Genomic DNA, 21,804 nt, shown 5'->3' with positions numbered 1-21,804 from the left:
GCGGAGCGCGTGCACATCGACCTCACCCATGTGATAGATCTTGCCGCCTCATCTCCGCCGACGCTGCCCAAGGCACCTCGAACGCCGGACCGACGGGAATCTCGACCAACCTCTCGTTCCCTCGCTGGATAAGCAGGGCACTGAGGCCCTGCTCCTGCGCCAGCGCCTTGCTCTGCACCGGACCGAGGACCATGAATGCCGTCGCCCATGCGTCAGCATCCATGCAGCTTGCCGCGACGACGGAGACTGAGGCGATTGCGTTGTCGATGGGACCGCCGCGTGACCGGTCCATGGTGTGAGACAGACGTTTTCGCCCGAGATCGATCCAATGCCGGTAATCGCCTGAAGTAGCGACCGCCGCGTCCCATAATTCAACGACGCCAAGCGGACCGCGCCGTTCGTAGTCGGGCTTTTCCACCGCCACGCGCCACGGTGTTCCGTCCGCCTTGGCGCCTCGTGCTTTCAGCTCTCCATCCAGACTGACCAGCGCATTGGAAATACCGAAGGCCTCGACCGTTCGCATCATCTCGTCCACGGCGAAACCCTTGGCGATTCCTGAAAGGTCCAACGTAGACTGCGCGTGTTTGCGCACCCTGCTTCCCGGCACATCCAGCTCTAGAACCGTATGGGTTGGCGGCAGTCGCTCACGAAGCGCCATCTGGATCGCGTCCTTGTCGGGAGCAGAGGCAGCAGGTCCGAAGCCCCAGGCATTGACCAGGTGCCCCAGGCCGATGTCAAAGGCTCCGCCCGATGCATGTCCGATCGTCACGCCCCGTTGCAGAACTTGCATGATCTCGACAGGTAGGGATACCCAGACGCCTTGCGCGGCCGAGTTCAGTCGCATCAGATCGCTGTCCGGCTTCCATGTGGACATCTGGCGGTCGACGCGATCGACGGCACGAGCCAGGGCGGCCTCCAGCGCAGCAATGTCGGTGTCAGGAAAAGCATAGACCAGCGCCGACCAGCGCGTTCCCATCGTGGCGCCGCTCAATGCGTGGCGAACAAGATCAGTAGACATCTTCAGCAAGCCTCCCCTGGGCTTTGAGCGCAATCGGCGTCAGGCCGGTCGGCGCGAGTACATCAGCTATCGCCTCCGTCACGCCCGCCGCCATGTCGCGCCCACCACACACCATGACCTGCGCTCCACCGGCGATCAGGGCTCGAAATCGATCGGCGTCCTTGCGCAGCCGATCCTGCACATAGCCGCCGCCTTTCACGCGCGAGAAGGCGGTGGCGAGGCTCGTCAGCCGTCTGTCATGCAGCCAGCCGGCGATCTCGGGCTCATAGAGGAAGTCCGAGGCTGGATCGCGGCCGCCGAAATAGAGATGCATGGGCCTGCGCGAGAAATTGGCGCGGACCAATCCCGCCAGGGGACCAATGCCGGTGCCGGCGCCGATCAGGATGACCGGCTTTCGTCCGCGCGCCGGACGGAAGGCTGGATTGGCCTTCACGAAGGCCTCGACGCTGTCGCCCGGCTCAAGCCCGTGCAGCAGGCCCGAGCAAAGCCCGCCGGGATGTTTGCGCACGCAGATCTCGACAAATCCATCGCTGGTCGAACTGGCCAACGAATAATAGCGCGGTGAGGTGCAGCCCGGCGGCACGATGCCTATGAGGTCGCCTGCCGTGAAGCGCGGCCAGCCGCCCCCTGCGACGCGCGCGAACATGTGGCTCATCGGCAGCGCGAAGCGCAGCACGCAGGTTGGCGCCTGCACCTCCGCGCCGTAGTCGACGCGGTCGACAAGCGTCAGGGTATGCGTGCGCGGCCGCTCCGGCACATGCAGCAGCGCCAGCTCTTCGCCCATGACCTGCGACAGCGCCTCGCCCCATCGGGCGAATTCCTGCTCGGATTGGCGGTCGATCGTCTCGAGCGGCATCAGCGACGCCCAGCCCTTCCGCGCCAACGTCGCTTCGACGTCGCGAGCGAAACGGCAGAATTGCGGGAATTGCCGGTCGCCGAAGCCGAGGACCGTGATTGGGAAAGGCGGCGGCTCTGTGATCCCGTCGAGGCGTTTGAGGAACACGCTGGCCGTCGCGGGAGCCGCGCCGTCGCCATAGGTCGCGGCCAGCAAGAACATGCGCCGCGCCGATGGATAGGATCGCAACAAGCTATCCATCGAGGCCGTATGAACCCCGTGTCCGTTAGCCGTCAGGGCGGCGTGCAGCGTGCGGGCGAAGCCCCATGTGCTGCCACCCTCGCTCCCGACCAGGATCACGGTGTCGGCGTTCTTGGCGATAACGTTGTCAGCAATTGGAGCATATGCACGGCGCCGGCTCCACCACATCACAGCTCCGCTCAAGCCAAGTACCGGAACGCTGAGGGCGCTGACGCCCAACAGCAGGCCGAGCCACCAGAGCCCTTGGCCGGTGTGCAGCATGTAGATGAATTCGTAGATCTGCCGGGCGATTGAATGGTCGTGCCAAGCCAGCAGGCCTCCGCCCGCGGGATCGACATATCCTTCGCCGGTCGCGGTGGTCAGGTGAAAGACGTCGTCCGGGTTCGCCGGGTTGGGAAAAGTCAGCACCCGGAGCTGGGAAAGATCGATCCCGCTCAGAGCCGCGATTTGCTCGACGGGAAGAGCCGGGCCGCGGGTCGTCGCCGTCGGGAAAGCGGGCGCCTGCGACATGCCGTCCGAAATCAGTCCGAACGTGGTGAGCGACAGATAGAGCGCCGTCAGAGTTGACAGCAGAAGCCCACCAGCCGCCAGCCGGCCGAGGTCGGTATGTAGTCGCTGAATGCCATCGCCGCGCGCCCGGCTGAGAATCTGTCCCCATCCTCCCATGCGTCGGGCGGTCATCTGCAGGCCAGACAGCAGCAGGACCAGCATCGCCAGCGCGCCGGCGCCGACGGCCACGCGCCCGCTATCGCCGAGAAAGAACGAACGATGCAGGTTGGTCATCCAGCGTTCGAATGCCGAGCGCGTGTAGTCCGAAACAAATTCACCGCTCACAGGGTTCACCACGCTCGCGGCCGGGCCATCGTTCCCGGAATAGAAGGCGATGATCTTACCGGAGGGCAGGCGTTTGAGCTCCTCCACACCAGGATAGGTGCCGACGACTCGGCCAGCCAAAGCGGCGACGGTGACACTGCTTGGCGAAATTGCTTCAGCCCGATCCCAGGCCGGAATCGCCGACAGCACCGAACCGCTGATCGCGAGTGCCATCAGCGGAATGATGACGAAAAGGCCTAGAATCCGATGAATCCAGCGCGGCATGACATCCATCCCTGTCCATAGGCCTACATGGCGTAGGTGAAGGAGCGGACGTAGCTGCGGCCCGCCACGGGCCGACCTGCTCCCGCGGATGTCAGCGGCACGACCACCTCGGACGGGCTGTCCCGCATGTCCTCAGCGGCGGCATCGATGTGGAGCTTGTAGCCTGCATCGAAGAGCGCATCCGCGAGGTCCAGCGTGACTTTCAGCGTCCGGCCGGCACCGACGCTGGCACCCGTAATGCCGTTGATTTCGGCGGGGTTTCCGCGGGATCCTCGGTTCCAACCGCTGAGATGGCTGTAATATTTGGACTTTGAGCCCGCCACCCACAGCGTGCCTTTGTAGGCTCCGGTCGCATCGGTGACGTAAAGCGCGAGATAGGCTCCGTTCCCGCCATAGTTGCTGAGCGTGGTGGTCAGCGTGACAGGACGCGCCATGGCGAGCCCGGGAGCGGTCAGCGCGGTGGTGACGGCAAGGACGGCGAGCAGCGATTTCATTGTTGGTCTCCAGCAGTGGCGTATTGATCGCACCAAGACTGAAGACCGCAGATGACGTGCTCCTGAAGGTCGATAGGAATCTGCTTCAGGCAGCCGTCAGGTTGGACCTTTTCAAAAACGGCAAACGCCCCGCAGCAGGCGGGGCGCACTTGAACGCGATGTGTTCGTTCGCCTCAGGCAATGGACAATGGCGCCGACTCTCACCTTCTCTGATCACGGCTCCAACGAGATGGACTCCGCACCACGGCATCACTTGACTTCGGCCTTGGGGGCGGCACCGCCCTGAAAAAGCCCGTTGGAAGGCGGTACTCCCGCTGGCTCAGGGGCTCCCCCCGGCCCGGAGCGTCCACCACGCCGGGCACCGTCTTCCTCATCATCGCGGTTCCTGCCGTGCTCTCCACGCTTTTGTTTCACGCGGATCACGGCGAGCGATGCGGGATCTACCTTTGCCTCGATGTCACGACCGTTCTCGTCCTGCCCTCTAATCTCGAAGCATCCGTCGTCGATCTTGATCCTTCGCACGGTCCAGCCGCGCGCCTTTACCATTTGCTCGACTGCTTCGCGCGGCTGCCATTGGGCCATGGGAACCTTGCAGTCGTCATTATCAGCCACCGCCAGACCCGGCGCCAGAGTGCCCATCAGAATGGCCACGATCACTGCTATCGCTTTCACGTTTCCTGCTCCCGTTCGAAGCCTCAACCTGTCGTCCTTGTGAGCCGGTTTCCTGACGGCGACCTGAAGACGCTGTGGCTTTTGCGTCAGGTCAACGTCAGATTCCCCTCTATGACTATCTATGATCCGAGATGGATGGGGGGGGGTGGGCGGAATGAGGCGATGCGGATATTGCTGATTGAAGACGACACGATTCTGGGCGCTGCGGTGCGCGACCAGATCGTCTCCGATGGACACTCAGTTGACTGGGTTACCCGCCTTGATGCCGCGCAGGACCATCTGCGCAGCACGGCCTATGACCTGCTTCTGCTGGATCTGATGCTGCCCGACGGTCGCGGTATCAAGCTCCTGCGCGATCTCCGCACCGAGGGCACGGTGACGCCGGTCATCATCCTGACGGCACTCGATCAACTCTCCGATCGCATTGAAGGCCTCAACGCCGGCGCGGACGATTATATGATCAAGCCCTTCGATCTTTCGGAGCTTTCGGCGCGGTTGAACGCCGTCGCGCGTCGTTATTCCGGTAATCCGAACCCCCTTGTCGGGATCGGCGATCTCCAGATCGATCTGGCCGCCCGCTCAATCACCCGTGCAGGAAAGAACATCAACTTGACAGCGCGGGAATGGGTGCTGTTCGAGACCTTCGTGCAGCGACCGCGTCGGGTCCTGTCAAAGACCATTCTTGAGGAACGGCTCTATTCATTTGGAGAAGAGATCGAGAGCAACACCATCGAGGTGCACGTCAGTCGGCTTCGCAAGAAGCTCGGACACGACGTCATCGAGACGGTGCGTGGTCTCGGTTACCGACTGGGACACAGCGCATGATGCCGCCGCGCAGCTTGCAGTGGCGCATCTCGCTGTGGCTAGGACTCGGCATCGCACTTCTCTGGATCGTCGCAGCCGTCGCGACAGCTCAAAGGCTGCGCCACGAAATGAACAGGGTTTTCGATAGTGCGCTCGAGGAAACAGCCCAGCGCCTTCTTCCACTCGCAGTGCTCGACATCCTGGACCGCGAGGACGGCGACACGTCGCAGCGTATTGCGACCCTGAGGGAGCATGACGAGTACTTCACTTATATCGTGCGCGACGCGCGCGGGTCCGTGCTGCTGCGCTCGCACCGCGCTGACGACGCGATATTTCCGCCTTTCGCCAAGACGGGGTTCGTCGACACAGCGACCCACCGACTCTACTTCGACGCCGCGCTGCGAAACACGGTGACGATCGCCGTGGCAGAACCGCTTGCCCACCGTCGCGAGGTCGCAAACAAGGCTCTCCTCGGCCTGGCTCTGCCGCTCGGCCTCTTGGTGCCTCTCGGTCTTGTGGCGGTTTGGGGCGTCGTGCGCGTCTCGATGGCGCCGGTCAGGCGCCTGGGGAGGGGTATAGAGGCGCGTGGCAGCGGCGACCTGTCTCCGATTCCGGTCGCAGACCTGCCCTCCGAGATCGCACCGATTGCCGACGCTGTGAACCACCTCTTGGAAGGGCTTCGGCGTGCACTGGAAGCCGAGCGAAGCTTTACTGCCAACTCTGCGCACGAATTGCGTACACCGATCGCCGCCGCGTTGGCGCAGACACAGCGGCTGATCGCGGAGACGCAGGACGCTGCGGCGCAAAGTCGGGCACAGCAGATCGAGACGGCGCTGCGGCGGCTTTGGCGACTGTCTGAAAAGTTGATGCAACTGGCAAAGGCCGAGGGCGGGCGCCTTCAAGCCAAGGAGACGATCGACATCGCATCCGTGCTGAAATTAGTCTCAGACGAGATAATGCGCGATCCGGCCACGGCCGGCCGGCTTGTTCTCAATATTCCTGCGACGCCGGTTCTGTTAGATATTGATACCGATGCTTTTGCCATTCTGGCGCGCAACCTGATCGAGAATGGCCTCAAGCACGGAGCGTCGGACGCTCCGGTCACAGTGACACTTTCAAACATTGGCGTGCTCACGGTGACCAACGAAGGACCGCCGGTTCCGCCAGAGTTGCTGACGCGCCTGTCCCGCCCCTTCGAGCGCGGTCGTACTGATGCAGAAGGATCCGGCCTGGGCCTGGCCATTGCAAGAGCCATCGCCTCCGGCGTTGGCGGCGAGCTTATTCTAACATCTCCGTTGCCTGGAGCGCAGAGTGGTTTCCAGGCCCGCTTTTCCCTCCAAGCCTTGGGCCCGGTTGAAGAAAGTGCGAGTAAAAAGGGAAAAGACCCGGGCTCGACGCATTGCATGTGATGAGAATACGAAAAACCGGGCGCGTCCGCACCTGTCCACGACGGGAGGCCGGGCTGGCAGACCGACGGCCGCTAGGTCACTCCGGAAGGCGAGCGGCTGACCGACGACTTCCGGCGCACCGTCTGACTCCGGATCGTGCAGGACTGGATCGTCCGGGCGCAGATGAGAACCGTGCCCGGCGTTGCCGGCGCCGGACGCTATCGGCGGCTTCGTCAAGCAGTACCAGGTGCAGCCGGATCCGGCGAAGCTCGTTGGTTACGGGTTGTCCTTGAGGCAGATGATCGACGCGATCGAGGCCAACAGCGCCAGCCGCGGCGCGAACTACATCGAACACAACGGCGAAGGATGCGTGATACGCACGGCCGGCCATGTCGAACAGCGACGGCCGCCGCGAGGTTCTCGGCATGGACATCGGCCCTCCGAGACCGAGACATTCTGGACGGCGTTCCTGCGCGTGCTCGCCCGCCGTGAGCTGTGCGGCGTCAAACTTGTGATCTCCGACGCGGATGAAGGCATCAAGGCTTCAGTCAGCAAGGTCCTGTCCGCATCGCGCCAAGCTGCATTCGACCGATCCGATCGAGCGGCTCAATGGCGAGATCAAGCGCCGGCATCTTCCGAAATGACCGCTTGTCGGAATGGCTTCACGGTATCAGCCAAGAGTCCTTGAAAGGCTTGGTGGGCGCACTAGGGCTCGAACCCAGGACCCGCTGATTAAGAGTTCAAGATCGGGGCTTCGCTGCAGTTTCCAAGACCGCGCCACACTACGATGACATCGAAGAAAACCTCTTAGTTATCCGGACTTGTCGCATAGCCTCTCGGTCCGGCGAGCCCAAACCGTTAGACGTCTCGGGTCGCCAAAACCGTTTGAAAACCGTTTCAGCAGTCCCCCGTACTCTCATGACCGACATTCGCATTCTCCTGAGCGACAAGGCTATCGCCCAACTACCTACCCCGAAAGATGGCTGGTATCTTGCTCGCGACACCGAATTGAAGGGCTTCTTTGTCGTTGTAGGGAAGCGAAAAAGAACCTTCACCGTCCAGGGCGATCTTAGGTTCGGAAAGAAGCGGGCGTCATCCATCCGGGTGTCGATCGGAGATACCCGCGAATTGACGACCCGAGCAGCGCGCGCGATCGCCAAGGAGCATCTTGCTCAGATCAGCAAGGGGCTGCACCCCAAAGCGAGCCAAGGGGGAGATACCGAACAAGCTGGGACAGACCAGAAAGCTGCCTCAGCGTCCGTTAGCCTCAGGCAGGCTTGGCAACGTTACCTAGAAGCCCACCTGATCCGCAAAGGACGCAGCGAGAAAACGATAAATGGCTATCGTGATCACGTCGAACGCCTTTTTTCGGAATGGCTCGACACCCCTTTGCTCGATCTCGCGAAAGATCCGGTTAGCGTCGCGGAAAAACACGATCGGCTTACCAAGGAAAATGGCCCCTACATAGCGAATGGCAGCATGCGGACGCTGCGAGCCATCTACAATCATGCCCGGAAGACCAATCGATCGCTGCCGCGTGACAATCCGGCAGATGCTGTCGACTGGAATCAGGAAAGGCGCCGAAATACTGCTATGGGCGCCAGCGATCTGAAAGGATGGTTCCATCAGCTGGCCAACCTCGATAACCCAGTCCGGCGAGAGTTCCATCTGTTCACGTTGCTATGTGGATCTAGGCCAGCAGCATTGCAGCAGGCCCGACCCAGTCACATCGATTTTCGAAGACGAACCTTGCACATCCTAAAACCTAAGGGTGGCAGCAAGCGAGCGTTCGATATCCCTCTTTCTCGGGAAATGATCCTGAGCCTCATCCGAGTAGTTCGTTTCGGTCGGCAAATGTATCCCTCTCAAGCGCAAGAATGGTTGTTTCCAGCCGAGAGCGCCGCGGGACATTTGGCGGAAGCCAAGGAAGATCGAGAGGTCCTATCAAAGTGGGGCAACGACCTTCGTCAAACATTTCGAACGATTGCCACCGCTGCCGGTGTCTCTGAATTCGACGCGAAGCTCCTGATGAATCATTCAATCCCAGGAGTGAACGCGGGATACGTCACTAGACATAAGTTACTTGAAGGTCATCTGCGAAGCCAGCAGCAGGCAATTAGCACGGTGGTCTTTTCCGCTATCGGTAGGTCGCTTGCAGAAGGAGGGCCTTTGGTAGATTGGCTCGGTCACGAGCCAAGCCGACGGGTCGTCAGCCATTTCCGATTGAAGCCAACCGCGCAACGCCTGCGAGCCGATGGAGGACATTTCTGCAATCGAGTGTAGGCGGATCTCAAAGCCCCTGCCTGTCTTTGATTAATCCACCGGAGATCGTTCGCGAGGTATGCGAGTCCCTGGGCTTGTTGCCGATGGGCATCAAAATCGAACACCCGCAGGCGCGAGCAGCGTTTCGAAGAAGCCGTGTCTCGCAGCAGGCGCTCAGCGGATATTCAGGCGAAGTCATCACGCGCGGAGCTATCTATCGGCGCGTCAATCGAACTCCGGGCTGGTCACCGTCGATGAATTGAACGCCCGCAGACGCTGCATTATTCGATCTTGAGAACCAATTTCTAGCTCTGGTAGCTGAACTCGACCGTCATGTTGGCGATCCAGCGCAGCCTGACGAGTACCTGACAATAGAGGACGAGGTTGTGCTTGCCCGTCTGGATCCCATTGAGCGAGCGATCATGGAAACCCCCGCCTACACTATGATGGGCTTGAGTGTGAAGGCGCGCCATTTGGCCCATGTTCTGTCGGAATACTGGGAAGCTCCGATCGCTCAGATCACCTGGGAAGGACGGGCGGTACGTCTGCTCGTCGAAACGATATGTAACGCTGCGAACGCGCCTTTGCGGATCCGAGAACGAAGGGCCGAGAGATAGCGATACCGAGCTTCGGCGGAAGTGGCGATCTGACCGGGTGACCTGAGGCTCCCATTCCCTAGGGAAGCGAAAAAAGCCAGCAAAATCAGTGAACTAAGAAACCGTTTTGGGAAAAATGGCTTCGTTGTTTTGCAAGACCTTTCAAAACCGCCGCCCAAACGACAGGCTTCGGTGTGCTCGGCCGGGGTTTCGGTGGCCGACTTCATTCAAGGCCCAGCACCCGCGATCGAGGCCGAGCGGTGCCCGCATCGATCGCCGGCTCGGAGAATTCCTCCATGCGGCGACTGGCCAACTGCGAGCAAGGAAGTCGTTGCCGGGATGGAGACCTGCTCGGCCCAACGGCGGATGCGGTCAACCTACCTTGCTCATGACGTTGACCAGATCGGCATCGGCAGGCGCGTCGGCAGGAACCAGGGTCGGAGAGGTCGCACGTTGTGGCCGCACGGACTGAGCCGTGGCGACAACGCTCGAGCGGCCGACGATGATGTGGGCGGTGATGACAGCCGGAACGCCGAGCCCGAACGCAATGTGGACCGTGCTGATCCAGGGCCGAAGCGCTTCGGATCCGACGTAGTAGAGCCCGAACGCCGTCGCGATGAGCAGACCATACATCGCGAGGCTGACGATACCGGTCGCTCGATTCTTCCCGGCACGCCACGCGCGCTGGACGTGCACGGGACCGAGCGCCCCAAGCAGCATCAGCGTCACCATTGCAGTTCCGCCATGCATGCTCAGCAGAAATGCGGCGGCCTGCTGCCACATCTCGCTGTCCAGCTCCGTGCGGGTCTTCATCTGATCGGCATAGATCCACAGCGCCCCGCTGGCGAACAAGAGTCCGAGAATTCCGTAGAGGGCGAACCGAAACAAGCCTTTAAGCCGCATGCTGGTGAACTCCTTGCCAGTCCGGTGTCGTATGAATGGCGCCGTTCGCCGCAATCAACATCGCGCTCGCCTGGAAGCGCGCCAGTGGCGCCGCAGCCTGTTGGCCAGCCACCATCACGACCTTGGTGAGGGCGTCGGCAACCATGCAGGTTGGCGCGCTCACGGTGGCGCCGTGGGCCGCCCCTGTGGGCAGCCGGGTCGAAGGCATGACGACCGCTGTATCCATTGTTTCCGTCGATCGAAACGGGTCGAAGCGGCGCGCCGACGACGCGAGCGCCCCATTGCTTACTTCGACCTGGCACAAAAGCCTGTCTGGGAAACGCGGGTCGCGAATGTGGACGATGCGGGCATCGGGCCCGAAGGCGGCGAGGTCCCCACCTGCATTGACCATTGCGGAGCGCACGCCGCGGCTCTGCAACGCCGCGATCGCGCGGTCCACGGCGAACCCCTTGGCGATGCCGCCGAGATCGATCTTGACGGCGGAATCGCGGAAACGGACGCGGTCGTCGGCGAGCAACTCGATCGCAGTCGACTGCGGGACATCCGCTTGCGCCGTCGAGCCCACAGACGGCCTTCCCGCGCCGGCGACGGCAACGTCGAAGGCGCCGTCGGAGTGATGGGTCACATCGAGCGCCATCTTCAGCACGGCGTAGGTCCAGGAATGCACCTTCACGACGCCGCTCGATGCCGCGCGGTTCAGCCGCGACACGTCGCTGTCGGGATCGTGGAAACTCATCAGCCGATGCACGTCGTTCACCGCGGAAAACGCAGCTTCAACGGCATTCTCCGCATCGCAGCGGTGTGCATCCGTGACGTCGATCTCGACGAATGTCCCGAGCAGAGCCCGTGCTCGTCGAAGGCTAGCGGAAGTGGCTGGCATGATACGACAGCACCTTCTTAACGCCCTCGGTCAAGTGGGTCGAGGACAGCGTGGCGCCCGAGATGTTGCGAATGTCGGAGTTGATGCGAAGCTCGTTCTGACTGCTCTTGCCGACGAACTGACCGAGCCAGCTGGCATCGTGCACCTCGCCGCCATAGGATTCGCGATAGTTCAGAATGTCGACGCGACGCACCCGCCCGTCGGGTCCGACGGCAACCGTGTAGTCGATCAGTAGGTGCTTGCCGACGACGTGATCGTAGTAGAAGTAGCCGCCATTGCTCGCCTTCCATACCCTGCCCGGCTGGACTTCGGAAAAGCTGGCTCCCGGAAAAGCGGCCTTCTGCGCCTCTTCGACGCTCATGTACTGAATGGCATGGGCCGGTGCGGCGATCGACATGACGGCCACTGCGGGCGCCGTCCATTTCAACCAATCGCTCATCTCGTCCACCTCAACTTTGTTTCCATGGTACGCCCTCCCTCGCCGAACGCATTTTCGTCTTCTCAGGGCATCAATCGCTGTCAACCTCTCCTGCGAAGCCGTCTAAACGGCAGCAGCGACGCTCCGAACCATCCAGTTCAGTGCGACAATGAACCCGAGCGATCGATCACACTTTGCCTCGGCAACAGCCCTACCCGTTCGCGGGTCTGCCTCCGTCCTTGCGACGTTCGCAACCAAGCGCGCTGCAAATGGCTCCGAATGTCAGTCGAGAGAGTAGTGTTTCGATTGCGGCGAATTGCCGCGTCGATGTTGGCGATTTGCCGGAGCGGCTGAGGAATAACAATGTTGCTGCAGATCGCCACATCGCGGGGACCGCGCTCGTGCAGCTTGCGGCACGCGAGCCTGACATTTCAAAGTCATGCAAAGACGTTTGCAGCCGTTTAGACCGATTCAAAATGCGTAATTCCTTCTTCGAACCGGACCAGGAAAGCGCGTCGCGTTTGGCAGGCGATCGTCCTTCGCGGCGGTAAGGCGGCCGCGCAAGAGCATCGCTGCGCACAAACGAAGGTCGGCGCCGCAGATGTGGCGCCGACCTCGTGAACGACATGGCAGAAGACCGCTGCCGCAACTACCACGGCATCTGGTTCATTGCCTCCCATGGATTGCCGCCATAGGGCGAGGGCACGACCTTGATCTTCGCCATCATGCCTCCGTCCTCATGTTCGAGAATATGGCAGTGATAGACGAACTCGCCGACCTGTGAGAACGGGATATCAACCACCACGGGCTTCGACGTGCACTGCCCGTTCCGCCACTGCTCGATGCTGCAGACCCCGCTCTGGGATTCCATTACTTCCGGGACGTTCGGAGTCGCGACGCCGAGCGGGACGTTGTCCTGCAGCATGCCCCCGCCGACGCTCCTGTTCAGCGATACTGATAGCGGCGTGTTCTCCCCCGCCTTGCTGTTGACGGTCCGGAAGCGCGTCTGGTGAATGTGGAAGTTGTGATTTTCCGTCGACAGCTGCACCAGCTCCCAGGTCTCGTGGACGGGGCGCTGTCCCGGCGCGAGCGGCAGGCAGACGATGTTCTGCGACGGGTCGAACTGGCTCACCGGAAGCTGGGTGCCGGGCACCGGGTTGCCTTTCTGATCGACCTCCTCATAGCCGAGACCGAAGGTGCCGTCGTCGGTCAGGTCGGCGATGCCGAAGAAGATCCGGCGGCGATGTCCCGCCGGCAGCGGACGGCAGCCGGCACGCAGCGGCGCAGCGTTCGCATACGGCACCTTGGCATCGAGGATGCCTGATGGCTGCATGGTCGCCAAGGCGTCGCCCCTGATGTCCATGGCGTAGGCGATGTGGCTGCGCCAACCGCGCTGGTGGAAGTGCACCTTGGCGAGATCGACCGCCGGCCACTGATCGCCGCTGCCCATCGTCAGTCCGGCCATCTTGAAGGTCGCGGAGGCAGACCGCCCGAGGCTGGCGATCGCACCCGTCGCGGGATCGCGATAGGTGACGAACACTTCGGTGCGCGAGCTCGGCATCATGACCATTTGGGTGACGCAGACCGGCTTGGAATGGAAGCCCGACGTCGGCGACGGCGGACAGGGAACGACCCTGAAGCGGGCGCCGCCGAGACGAACCATGGTGTCCATCGTCGTATCCTGCGGCAGGTTCACGCTCACGCCGTCGACCGAGATCAGCTGCATGACCATCGGCTTCTGCGTCTCGTCATCGGTCAGCTGAAGATTGTAGGACAGGCTGCCGGACGCATTGGTGAGCCGCCAGACCTCGCCATCGGGATCGGTGACCTTGATCTTCGGGAACGTCTGGCCGTTGACCGTGAAGAACCATTTGCCGCCGGAGAAGTTGGAGCCGCCATCGGCCGACAGATCGACGCCCGGGCACGACCCTTCACGCACTTCGGAGCTGTCTGCCGGAAACTGGGCGCAGAAGCCCGGATCCTGCTGGTTGATCACCTCGCCCGGCTGGACGTCCACCGGACCGCCGTCGAACTGCACCGGGCCGCCGGGCGCGACCTGAAGATCCTTCAGGATCAGATGGCGCACGCTCGCGTCCGGAAACGGCGAATGCCTGGCATCGCCATGCGCGTAGTCCGAGACCTCGCCGACCGAGATGATGCCGGCCAGCCCCTGCGAGACCTGGTTGAGCGAAATGCCATGGATGTGCGGGTGAAACCAGAACTGGCCCGACGGGTGGTTGCGCGGAATCTCGATGCGGAAATCCGCGGAGTCCATCTTGTTGGAGCCGTGCTGGTGGGTGGTCTGCGGCACCGGCATGCCGTTGGCCGAATTGAAGATCTGGACGAAGACGTAGTCCCCGAAGGTCTGGTCGGTCAGCGTCGGCGCACGCGGCTCGACGATCAGCCCATGGGTATGAAGGTTGGTCGGGTTGCGAAACAAATTGGCCTGACCGGGATCGGTGTTGTGATTCACCTTGGCCGGGTCGAGCTGCGGCAGCTGGTTCACCAGCCTGATCTTCAGCGTATCCCCCTTCTGCAGGGCAAGTCGCACGCCACCGTAGTCCGCCACCGCGGCGCCGGCCGGACATTTGTCGCCTGAGGCGGGCCGCCGACAGATCTCGTAGACCCAGCCGGTCGGGTTCATCGGCGAGCCCCCAGGGGGCGCATAGGTGATCGTCGAGATCGGCTTGGGGCGTGCGATCATCAGCAGATCGAGCACGCCGTGCCAGCTCCTGAACACCGTCGGCTCGGCCAGATCATGGGCCTGCGCCGCAGGACCCGCAACGGTCAAACCGGCCAACATCGCGGCCGCCGATGTCAGTAATCGCAGAGTTGGCTTGCGCACACGCCCAACTAACATGCCTGATCCCCATCTGGCTCGAGATACACCGGTAGGAACGATCACCGTCCCCGGGATGCGGAATTCGAATGAGCAGTCCGAACTCATCAGCCGATCTGCCGCCTCGTCCCCCTCTGCCTTCGTCGCTACGTCGGGTGGCTCCTTTGTGACGTTTTCTTTCGCTTTGTGAGAATTGCCGACCGGTGTTTAAGAATCGATCTAACTACACGTCCAGCCGGCTGCGTTGTGCGCATGGCGGACAGCAGCGACACAAAAACGACAACCAGCTCTCGTAGCTCGCCATGAAGCTCATGAGGTCGTGTCGGACGCGAATGCTGCCGGACATGTTTGTGAGTGCCCCGCTCCGAGGAGACCGAACGATGCTGCTTGCTGTTGTTCTCGCATGGGCCTGCAACGTGACCGGCATGGCCTGTGGAGCACCGACCACCGAGATCATCCAGAAGGCCTATGAGCAGGAGGCGCCGTCATCCGGCGTCCGCCACGACAAGGGCCTCAAGATCGTCGAGGCGACCTGCGACAAGGGCGACGAGGACGGCCGTTTCCTGTGCCAGGTCTCGTTCGTGTCGGAGGACGATCCGGACAAGCGCCTGTATTTCGACATCGTCTCCGCGGCTCTCACGGACAAGGGATGGGTGCTGACGAGCGGATTGTGCAAGCGCTGAGCGCCACCGACCAACAACCGCATCGGCTTCGATCGGGGCATGCCGGTGCGGCCGTCCGGCGTCCACCGTCGCGCCTCGATCCAGATCGGATCCATCCTCACAATTGGCGGCGTCCCGAACGTTGGCGTTGATGCATCCGAAGTAGCCTGGACTCAGGCGACAGAAAGGGCGGCCCTGCTTGAGCCAGCGGAGGCGCCGTGGGGGTTGACGGCATCTGCGCAAAACTTTCGTTAGCTGAATTTGTCGGCTGGGCCGGCGCCGGCGTCGGCAGCAGCGTGAGAACGGTGACGTCTTCGCCCCGTTGCAGCGTGACCGATCTCGCCTCGACGAGACGCAGCGTCCAACCCCGATAGTCTGCGCCGGTTCTGATCCGCAACGGCGTCTTGCTGCTCGTATCGACGAACACGGCAAGGCCGCGGTCCCCGTTCACGACGGTGCCGACGAGCGCGAGCTGCGGCCGTTCCGGAACGGACGGCTCCTGCACCACCGGAGCGGCCACGACGGCCGGCGGCGGGACATCGGTCGGCGGAGGGCGGCGAGACGGCGAGAACAGCGGGCGTTCGCGCGTTGCCGACAGCTGCTCGAGCGGAATGCCCCACAATGGGTTGCCGGTGCGCGACGGCGGTCGCTGCGCGATGGACGAGGCTTGCGCCGGTCCGCTCGGCTGTTCGGCGGAGACCGCTGCCGAGACATCGAGACCGGCCGAATGGGCGATGCCAAACGCCGACGCCACCGCCACAACGCAGCAACAGCCGATCATGCAAAGCTTGGCGAGACTGCTCATTGCGGGCCCTGCCACTGTCCAGAGACCGTGATCAGCACGCGCAGTTTTCCGCTGGATGCCGCCGCGGGGGCGTGCCCCTCGACGACCAGCTCGTCGACGAACAGACAGGGCATGCCGGCCTCCAGATCGTAGAGGATCGGCTGCAGGTCGGACTGACCGGCCTCGAAGCTCGCGCTCCCGCTGATATGACCGTCCTTGGCACGGGGGCCCTGCACATCGAGCTGCGACGACGACACGCTGCCGCCATGACGCGTCACCACGTCGCCGAGGCGCTGCAGCAGCGCTGCTCCTGCCACGGTCACGGTCGGTCCTTCGAGAAAGGCCGATCCCGTCATGCCGGCATCGCCGTTGCCGTCCTGACGCGCGGCCGCCATGCTGTGGGCGTCCAGCAGGTGGAGTGTATCGGCGAGCGAGGTCACTTCGCTGCGCTGATCGATCATGCTCTTGATCGACAGCACCGTGACCGAGATCAGCACGATCAGCAATCCCGCATAGGCGACCGCGGCGATCGAGGGCGATGCGGAATTTTCCGTGACGAGCTTTGCGACGCTCATGTGCCAAGTCCAAAATGGGGCTTGATGCCAGCTTCGATATGGAACCGTTCTCCGGGATCCTCAGCCGAACGCGTGGTCGGCGCGAAGAAGGTCGCGCGCGTGAAGTGCGCCGACTGCTCGATCAGCTTGACGAGTGCCGGCGCATCCTGGGTCATTCCGACGATCTGCAATCTGTCTTTCTCGATCCGCAGCTCGGTCACATAGGTGTTGTCGGGCAGGATCCGGGACAGCGCCTCCATCAGCACGACCACCGCGGGGCTCTCCTGCTTGCGTCGCATCAGGCCGCGCAGCGCGGCGCTGTCGGTGCCTTGCAGATCGAGGCGCAGCGCCGCGCGCCAGTCCGAAATCCTCTGCGTGAGCTGGCGTTGCTGCACGTCCAGCTTCTCGCCCAGCAGGCTCGCCGCAGCGAAAGACAGCGCCGCTGAGATTGCCGCGACGATCAACAGAGCGGCCAGGACCCGACTGACACGGCCGACGTCGAGCGATCCGCCCAGGCGCTGCTCGGTCAACCTCGTTGCATTGGTTGCGGTGAGCTGGTCGTCGACCGGCATCGGCGCCGTCTCGGGCGCAGCAAACAGGATGATCGATCCAGCCCGCCAGGACTCGCCGAGGCGAATGAGAGACTCCAGTTTCGGCCTTGGCGCGGCGATCACCGTGGTCCGGATGCGCTCACTCGATATCTCGACCGGCGCAGTCCGACCGAACACGGCCTCATGCGCCGACCACGGCGTCAGCCGATCGAGCTGCGAGCGGACCATGGCATCGAGAAACTCGACGGCGCGCTTGGGCAGATCCAGCGGCCGCCAGAGAAAGCGGTCCGGCCTCAGCACGACTTCGATCCGGCTGCCGTGAAGGGCCGCCTTCCAGCTCTCCGGAGGCGCGGGCAGGCTCGCGTTGCCGTCCGGCAGGAGAATGCGACAATCGGGCGGGACGGATCGCCCGGGTCGCGCGATCATCCGCATGATGAAGACGTTCCGTTCGGTCTCGATCAGCCGGACAGGCGGCTTGATCTTGAGCCGGCCCATCGCGGCAACCACGGCTTCGGCAACGGAGCCGATCCAGACCGCCAGTTCGCGGCGCACGCGCGTCGACATCGTCATCTCGGCGCCTTTCCTGTTTGCCGGAGCATCCCCGGAGCATTGCCATCATCCCGCCACGCCAGGACGCGGTAAGGATCCTCACCATCGCCCAGCAGGATGACCGCTTCCGTTGCGGCCCTGCGACCGCCGTCAAAGCCGATCGTGACCCACACGCGGACGGCATCGGCGACCTCCAATGTCGTTCCAGCGCGCGCCGGCCCGAGCGCCGCGTTGAGCGACCTGACGTCGCGGCGCAGGCCGGCTCGCTGATCGAGAAAGCCTTTCAGTTGATCCTGGGTCATCCCGGGAAGCGCAGCCACTACCTCGGGGGCAGCCTCCAGCGCGTCGATCTCGCGCCGGCCGCTGAAGACGGTGACGTAGGACATGGCTTTGTCGACCAGCTGCGGCGGCAGGTTGAGCACCAGCCGGAGCTCCTCGACGTTTGCAAACGGCGCGGAACGAGGCATGTAGTCCGCACCGGCCTTGCGATAGAGATCGCGCTCCGCGTCCGCAACGTTGTCGGCCGGCGGCGTTCGCCAGCCGACGATCCGCTCGGCATACTCGCCGGCCTTGTCAGCGCGCGCGCCGAGAACCTCGAACAGGTTGGCCAGCATCTGCCGGGACGCCTGGTTGAGATCGATCCGTGCGGCTTCCGACCGGAACGTGACCGAAACCTGCGCATGATCGAGCCGGAACGAAAACGCCCCGGCTGCAGGACGCTGCGGCTTGGGCGATGCGGACAATCTGTAGGCCGCAAGCTCGAGGCCTGCCGAGGCCAGCGCCGCCGATCGCAGGCGAGCATCATCGAGCGACAGGCGTTGAGAGGTGCTAACGAGATAGACGGACAAGGCTCCTGCCAATCCTGCCAGCGAGACCAGGAGCCACAGCACCGCAACGAGCACGAAGCCGCCTTCCCGATCATCGGGATCCGGAGTTCGCGGATGCTTCTGTCGCCACATCATCATTACTTCGATGCCATGGAGGCACGCCCGACCGTTGCATCGGCCGAGAGCGCATGTCTGTCGCAGGTGGCGTCTGCGGGCCGACAGACGCTGTCGAGCGGCGCCGAAACACGAATGACGGCGATCCGTGTGAGCGATGGTGCGCTCGCGCGGCTTCCGTCGTGCACCGTCACCCGCACGGCCGCAGGCAGCCTTTCTGCATTCTGCCACGATGGACTCCAAATCCGGTCTGTCCCCGCATAAGCAAACGACACCCGATATGGCGCCTTCAGCAACACCACCGGATCACCGAAATCCCGGGCGGACGCACTGCCGGGCGCGAATGCCGCGCGAGTGCGGGTCAACCCCGCGCGATCGCCGCCGCCTTCGGCGATGCGGACCACGTCCAGTCCCCGGCCCCGATGCGATCCGAGCGCCGTTCGAACGAGCGTGATCGACGTCTCCGACCCGTCGAATAGAACGGACTTGGCCTGCCCATCCGGCTTGATGAATTCGGAGGCCGCGATGTCGGCGCCGATGCGGTCGAGCGCCACGCTCACGGATTCGCTGCGCTGGATGCGATGCAGGCCACGATCCCAGTTCGGCAGCCATTGCGACGTGATCGCGAGCAGCCCGGAGACGATCAGCCCCATCAAGACCATCGCGACGAGGGCTTCCACGAGGGTGAAGCCTGCTTGCGCATCGTCGGTCCGCGTCGCCATCACTCGCCCCGCCTTCGAAACAGCCGGACGGTCTCCAGCTCCATGGTCGCGCCCGATGGCGATCGCACCTGGAGCACGATCTTCATTGGGATCCACGCCGACGCGCTGTCCGGCGCACCGCCATCGATTGCGAAAGGCTCCGCCTGCGCGCGCCAGAGATGAGCCGTCGACTCCCCCGACTGAGTCGGCGATGCCGGCGGCAGGCGGGACGGAAAGGCCAGCCACAGCGCGTTATAGGCCGCCTGTACCAGAGCGACGTGCTGCTCCAGCTTCCTGCTGCCGCGCGCCGAGGCCCCCATGAGCGCGCCGATGGCGACGAGCGACACCGCCATGATCGCAAGCGCGACCAATGTCTCGATCAGGGTAAATCCTGCCGTCGCCCTATCGGCTCGACAGACTAGTGCCCGGGACAATTTCGATCCCTCCTGTCAGCCAGTTGACGCGAATTTGGTAGCCCGCATCGAGATGGGTGAGCGTGATGACGCCGCCGCATGACATGCCCGTTCCGAAGAAGCTGATGGTCTGGAATGCGGGCCGGTCGTCGCAACGACGCGGCAGCACCGTTTCGACCCGCACGTCGGTCGGCAAGCGAACGACCTGCCCGTTCGCTCCCGAGCTGAGCGAGCGCGCCTGCGCGTCGACGCGGGTCGCGACCTCGAGGCCTCGCCTGATCGCGGCGTTGCGATCGGCCTTCAACAGCGCAGCAGCCTCGACCGCATAGGCCTCGAGTTGCGGCCGCGAGGTCTGCCGCGAGACGGCGGGGACCGCGACGGACGCCAGCAGCGCGACGATCGCAAGCACACAGACCATCTCGATCAGGGTGAAGCCGGCTTCGCAGCCGTCACGGCCAAGCATCGTTATTTGGCACCGATCGTGATCGACGAAGAGATGTCGGCGGCGATATCCACGCCGCCCTCCTGCCCGTCCGATCCGTACGACACGATTTCATAGGGCACATGCTGTCCGGGCGACCGGTAGACGTAGGCGTGATTCCAGGGATCGTTCGGAACATTTCCTCCCTTGAGATACGGACCCGCCCAGCCTGCGATGGTCGAGGCAGGCCGGACCAGCGCGGTCAGACCTTCGGACGAGGTCGGATAGCGGCCGGTGTCGAGATAGAACAGATCGAGCGCGCTCGAAAAACTCTGAATTTGAATCCGGGCGGTCTTGACCCGGGATTCGTTCAGGGATGTCAGCACACGCGGTCCGATCAGACCCATGATCATTCCGATGATGGCGATGACGACCAGCATCTCGACGAGCGTGAAGCCGCTCTGAGGGTCGTCGCGCGCAACCTTTATCCGCCGCGCGGTGCCGCTGATCCCTGCCTGTTTCATGCGATGGTCCATCTTGTGCTACCCGACGAGTTGCGTCACCGACAGGAGTGCAGTCATCACCGAGACGATGAGGCCGCCCACGACGGTACTGATGAGAATGATCGCGGCCGGACCGACGATGCCCACGATGCGATCGAGGCCGCGCTGCAGCTTCGCCTCGTAGAACTCGGCGATGCGGCCGGCGAGGACCGGCAGCTGTCCGGTCTCCTCGCCGATCCGGATCATCCGCGTGGCCATGGCCGGCAGAATGTTCGTCGCGGCCAGCGCTTCCGACAGCTTGCCGCCCTGACGAACGCGGTCGGCCGCGGCGTTCCACGCCGCAGCGCTGCCGGTGGCCGCCATGATGTCGACCAGGATGCGCAGCGTCGCCGTCAAGGTCAGCCCGCTGCCGAGCAGGATCGCGAGATTGCGGCAGAATACGCTCGTGCGATACGACCTGAACACGGTCGCGAGGCCCGGAAGCCGGCAGACCCGCGCGATCGCGGCAGCGCGCACGCTTGCGCGGCCAAGGAGAAGGAGAGCGGCAGCAATCAGCGCGCTCGCCGACAGCGCGATCGCCGCGCCGTTGCCGCGGACGAAATCGGAGATGTCGAGAAACGTGTTGATGGCGGCGTCGGGCCTGGCGCCGAAATCGCGCAGCACCGCCGAGAACTGCGGCAGCACGACGATGAAGAAGAACAGCATCACCAGAAAAGCGGCGATCAGGACAAAAAGCGGGTACTGCATCGCGTCGCTGAGCTTGCGACGCATGGCTTCCGCGCGCGCCCGCTCGGCGCCGAGCACATCGAGCACGTGATCGAGAGTGCCCGAGACCTCCCCGACCCGCACCAGCGCGACATACATCGCGGGAAACTGCAAGGCATGATGCGTCAGCGCTTCGGCGAAACTCTCTCCGGCCAGAACGCTGGATCGCAACCGGCTGACGATCGGACGCAACCGCCCGATATCGGCATCGCCGGCCAGAAGCTCGAGCGAGTCCTCGAGCCGTGCTCCGGCCTTTAACAACAGCGCCAGATCACGCGTGAAGGTCGTGACATCACCAGGGGTCGGACCGCCGAACAGCGCCAGCGTATCGCGGGCGAGGACGCTCGCGGCCTTTTCCTCGACGGTCTCGATCGGCAGCAGCCGCAGATACTCAATCCGGTCGATCACCTCCTTGGCCGTCGTAGCCGAGATCGTGCCGTGAACGACGTCGCCGTTCTCGGTCAGTGCGCGATAGCGGAATTTGCTCACCGG

Annotated in this window: 21 protein-coding genes and 2 pseudogenes; 6 read left to right on the top strand and 17 right to left on the bottom strand. The window is 63.3% G+C overall.

Features of this window, described 5'->3' with window-relative positions:
* Window positions 1-22: 22 nt before the first annotated feature.
* The 4 genes from QW881_RS02820 to QW881_RS02805 form a co-directional block, all read right to left on the bottom strand.
* Window positions 23-1,027, bottom strand: a complete 1,005-nt coding sequence (locus tag QW881_RS02820; protein WP_409998982.1) for an FAD:protein FMN transferase — start codon at window positions 1,025-1,027, stop codon at window positions 23-25.
* Window positions 1,008-3,212 carry a PepSY domain-containing protein gene (locus QW881_RS02815; RefSeq protein ID WP_315756295.1) on the bottom strand — a complete coding sequence of 735 codons (2,205 nt, stop codon included), beginning with the start codon at window positions 3,210-3,212 and terminating at the stop codon, window positions 1,008-1,010. The genes QW881_RS02820 and QW881_RS02815 overlap by 20 nt, the downstream gene beginning before the upstream one ends.
* Before the next feature lie 23 nt (window positions 3,213-3,235).
* Window positions 3,236-3,706 carry a DUF2271 domain-containing protein gene (locus QW881_RS02810; RefSeq protein ID WP_315756296.1) on the bottom strand — a complete coding sequence of 157 codons (471 nt, stop codon included), beginning with the start codon at window positions 3,704-3,706 and terminating at the stop codon, window positions 3,236-3,238.
* A 249-nt stretch (window positions 3,707-3,955) separates the two neighbouring features.
* Window positions 3,956-4,378 carry a PepSY domain-containing protein gene (locus QW881_RS02805; RefSeq protein WP_315756297.1) on the bottom strand — a complete coding sequence of 141 codons (423 nt, stop codon included), beginning with the start codon at window positions 4,376-4,378 and terminating at the stop codon, window positions 3,956-3,958.
* A gap of 162 nt (window positions 4,379-4,540) precedes the next feature.
* Between QW881_RS02805 and QW881_RS02800 the strand changes: the two genes are divergently transcribed.
* The 5 genes and pseudogenes from QW881_RS02800 (at window position 4,541) to QW881_RS02780 (ending at window position 8,853) form a co-directional block, all read left to right on the top strand.
* The gene (locus QW881_RS02800) at window positions 4,541-5,203 is read left to right on the top strand and encodes a response regulator transcription factor (protein WP_315736961.1); all 663 of its coding nucleotides are present in this window, start codon (window positions 4,541-4,543) and stop codon (window positions 5,201-5,203) included.
* Window positions 5,200-6,591, top strand: coding sequence for an ATP-binding protein (locus QW881_RS02795; RefSeq protein WP_316158045.1), 1,392 nt, complete (start codon window positions 5,200-5,202; stop codon window positions 6,589-6,591). Before QW881_RS02800 ends, QW881_RS02795 begins: the two co-directional genes overlap by 4 nt.
* A 3-nt stretch (window positions 6,592-6,594) precedes the next feature.
* Window positions 6,595-6,967 (top strand): annotated as a pseudogene (locus tag QW881_RS02790) (efflux RND transporter permease subunit); the annotation flags it as partial.
* Window positions 6,966-7,147: pseudogene (locus QW881_RS02785) on the top strand (transposase); the annotation flags it as partial. The pseudogenes QW881_RS02790 and QW881_RS02785, both read left to right, overlap by 2 nt.
* 341 nt (window positions 7,148-7,488) lie before the next feature.
* A complete protein-coding gene (locus tag QW881_RS02780) occupies window positions 7,489-8,853 on the top strand; it encodes a tyrosine-type recombinase/integrase (RefSeq protein WP_316158046.1) in 1,365 nt (454 codons plus the stop codon).
* A 947-nt stretch (window positions 8,854-9,800) separates the two neighbouring features.
* Here QW881_RS02780 and QW881_RS02775 read toward each other — a convergent pair.
* The 4 genes from QW881_RS02775 to QW881_RS02760 form a co-directional block, all read right to left on the bottom strand.
* Window positions 9,801-10,331, bottom strand: coding sequence for a hypothetical protein (locus QW881_RS02775; RefSeq protein ID WP_315775888.1), 531 nt, complete (start codon window positions 10,329-10,331; stop codon window positions 9,801-9,803).
* A complete protein-coding gene (locus QW881_RS02770; protein ID WP_315756300.1) occupies window positions 10,321-11,211 on the bottom strand; it encodes an FAD:protein FMN transferase in 891 nt (296 codons plus the stop codon). The genes QW881_RS02775 and QW881_RS02770 overlap by 11 nt, the downstream gene beginning before the upstream one ends.
* Window positions 11,192-11,650, bottom strand: coding sequence for an FMN-binding protein (locus QW881_RS02765; RefSeq protein ID WP_315715594.1), 459 nt, complete (start codon window positions 11,648-11,650; stop codon window positions 11,192-11,194). Before QW881_RS02765 ends, QW881_RS02770 begins: the two co-directional genes overlap by 20 nt.
* Window positions 11,651-12,278: 628 nt before the next feature.
* On the bottom strand, window positions 12,279-14,273 hold the full coding sequence (locus QW881_RS02760; RefSeq protein WP_316158124.1) for a multicopper oxidase domain-containing protein: 1,995 nt from the start codon (window positions 14,271-14,273) through the stop codon (window positions 12,279-12,281).
* Between the two features lie 575 nt (window positions 14,274-14,848).
* On the opposite strand from QW881_RS02760, the gene QW881_RS02755 reads away from it, so the two are divergent.
* Window positions 14,849-15,151: a hypothetical protein gene (locus tag QW881_RS02755; protein ID WP_316158047.1), complete on the top strand. Its 303-nt coding sequence runs from the start codon at window positions 14,849-14,851 to the stop codon at window positions 15,149-15,151.
* Window positions 15,152-15,248: 97 nt separating this feature from the next.
* On the opposite strand, the gene QW881_RS02750 is transcribed toward QW881_RS02755, so the two are convergent.
* From QW881_RS02750 to QW881_RS02710, 9 genes are read right to left on the bottom strand one after another with little or no spacing between them, the layout of a single operon-like run.
* Window positions 15,249-15,935: a hypothetical protein gene (locus QW881_RS02750; protein ID WP_316158048.1), complete on the bottom strand. Its 687-nt coding sequence runs from the start codon at window positions 15,933-15,935 to the stop codon at window positions 15,249-15,251.
* Window positions 15,932-16,489: a type II secretion system protein GspM gene (gene gspM, locus QW881_RS02745; RefSeq protein WP_315756303.1), complete on the bottom strand. Its 558-nt coding sequence runs from the start codon at window positions 16,487-16,489 to the stop codon at window positions 15,932-15,934. The genes QW881_RS02750 and gspM overlap by 4 nt, the downstream gene beginning before the upstream one ends.
* On the bottom strand, window positions 16,486-17,589 hold the full coding sequence (locus QW881_RS02740; RefSeq protein WP_316158049.1) for a PilN domain-containing protein: 1,104 nt from the start codon (window positions 17,587-17,589) through the stop codon (window positions 16,486-16,488). Before QW881_RS02740 ends, gspM begins: the two co-directional genes overlap by 4 nt.
* Window positions 17,586-18,527, bottom strand: a complete 942-nt coding sequence (locus QW881_RS02735) for a type II secretion system protein GspK (RefSeq protein WP_316172324.1) — start codon at window positions 18,525-18,527, stop codon at window positions 17,586-17,588. Before QW881_RS02735 ends, QW881_RS02740 begins: the two co-directional genes overlap by 4 nt.
* 5 nt (window positions 18,528-18,532) lie before the next feature.
* Window positions 18,533-19,231: a prepilin-type N-terminal cleavage/methylation domain-containing protein gene (locus QW881_RS02730; RefSeq protein ID WP_315756306.1), complete on the bottom strand. Its 699-nt coding sequence runs from the start codon at window positions 19,229-19,231 to the stop codon at window positions 18,533-18,535.
* A complete protein-coding gene (locus tag QW881_RS02725) occupies window positions 19,231-19,644 on the bottom strand; it encodes a type II secretion system protein (protein WP_315756307.1) in 414 nt (137 codons plus the stop codon). The genes QW881_RS02730 and QW881_RS02725 overlap by 1 nt, the downstream gene beginning before the upstream one ends.
* Window positions 19,613-20,086 (bottom strand): prepilin-type N-terminal cleavage/methylation domain-containing protein, encoded by a 474-nt coding sequence (locus tag QW881_RS02720; protein ID WP_316172323.1) that lies wholly within the window; start codon window positions 20,084-20,086, stop codon window positions 19,613-19,615. The genes QW881_RS02725 and QW881_RS02720 overlap by 32 nt, the downstream gene beginning before the upstream one ends.
* 2 nt (window positions 20,087-20,088) lie before the next feature.
* Window positions 20,089-20,580, bottom strand: a complete 492-nt coding sequence (gene gspG, locus QW881_RS02715) for a type II secretion system major pseudopilin GspG (protein WP_315756308.1) — start codon at window positions 20,578-20,580, stop codon at window positions 20,089-20,091.
* Between the two features lie 6 nt (window positions 20,581-20,586).
* On the bottom strand, window positions 20,587-21,801 hold the full coding sequence (locus QW881_RS02710) for a type II secretion system F family protein (RefSeq protein WP_315756309.1): 1,215 nt from the start codon (window positions 21,799-21,801) through the stop codon (window positions 20,587-20,589).
* Window positions 21,802-21,804 lie beyond the last annotated feature (3 nt).

Source organism: Bradyrhizobium sp. SZCCHNS3016 (assembly GCF_032484535.1).
GTDB lineage: Bacteria > Pseudomonadota > Alphaproteobacteria > Rhizobiales > Xanthobacteraceae > Bradyrhizobium.
This window is presented reverse-complemented; position numbering and strand designations above follow the sequence as displayed.

Bases quoted from the DNA above. Each gene is read 5' to 3' on its own strand.
- QW881_RS02815 (WP_315756295.1), bottom strand. From the start codon at position 3,212: ATGCCGCGCTGGATTCATCGGATTCTAGGCCTTTTCGTCATCATTCCG.
- QW881_RS02810 (WP_315756296.1), bottom strand. From the start codon at position 3,706: ATGAAATCGCTGCTCGCCGTCCTTGCCGTCACCACCGCGCTGACCGCT.
- QW881_RS02800 (WP_315736961.1), top strand. From the start codon at position 4,541: ATGCGGATATTGCTGATTGAAGACGACACGATTCTGGGCGCTGCGGTG.
- QW881_RS02795 (WP_316158045.1), top strand. From the start codon at position 5,200: ATGATGCCGCCGCGCAGCTTGCAGTGGCGCATCTCGCTGTGGCTAGGA.
- QW881_RS02780 (WP_316158046.1), top strand. From the start codon at position 7,489: ATGACCGACATTCGCATTCTCCTGAGCGACAAGGCTATCGCCCAACTA.
- QW881_RS02775 (WP_315775888.1), bottom strand. From the start codon at position 10,331: ATGCGGCTTAAAGGCTTGTTTCGGTTCGCCCTCTACGGAATTCTCGGA.
- QW881_RS02770 (WP_315756300.1), bottom strand. From the start codon at position 11,211: ATGCCAGCCACTTCCGCTAGCCTTCGACGAGCACGGGCTCTGCTCGGG.
- QW881_RS02765 (WP_315715594.1), bottom strand. From the start codon at position 11,650: ATGAGCGATTGGTTGAAATGGACGGCGCCCGCAGTGGCCGTCATGTCG.
- QW881_RS02760 (WP_316158124.1), bottom strand. From the start codon at position 14,273: ATGAACCCGACCGGCTGGGTCTACGAGATCTGTCGGCGGCCCGCCTCA.
- QW881_RS02755 (WP_316158047.1), top strand. From the start codon at position 14,849: ATGCTGCTTGCTGTTGTTCTCGCATGGGCCTGCAACGTGACCGGCATG.
- QW881_RS02750 (WP_316158048.1), bottom strand. From the start codon at position 15,935: ATGAGCAGTCTCGCCAAGCTTTGCATGATCGGCTGTTGCTGCGTTGTG.
- gspM (WP_315756303.1), bottom strand. From the start codon at position 16,489: ATGAGCGTCGCAAAGCTCGTCACGGAAAATTCCGCATCGCCCTCGATC.
- QW881_RS02740 (WP_316158049.1), bottom strand. From the start codon at position 17,589: ATGACGATGTCGACGCGCGTGCGCCGCGAACTGGCGGTCTGGATCGGC.
- QW881_RS02735 (WP_316172324.1), bottom strand. From the start codon at position 18,527: ATGTGGCGACAGAAGCATCCGCGAACTCCGGATCCCGATGATCGGGAA.
- QW881_RS02730 (WP_315756306.1), bottom strand. From the start codon at position 19,231: ATGGCGACGCGGACCGACGATGCGCAAGCAGGCTTCACCCTCGTGGAA.
- QW881_RS02720 (WP_316172323.1), bottom strand. From the start codon at position 20,086: ATGCTTGGCCGTGACGGCTGCGAAGCCGGCTTCACCCTGATCGAGATG.
- gspG (WP_315756308.1), bottom strand. From the start codon at position 20,580: ATGGACCATCGCATGAAACAGGCAGGGATCAGCGGCACCGCGCGGCGG.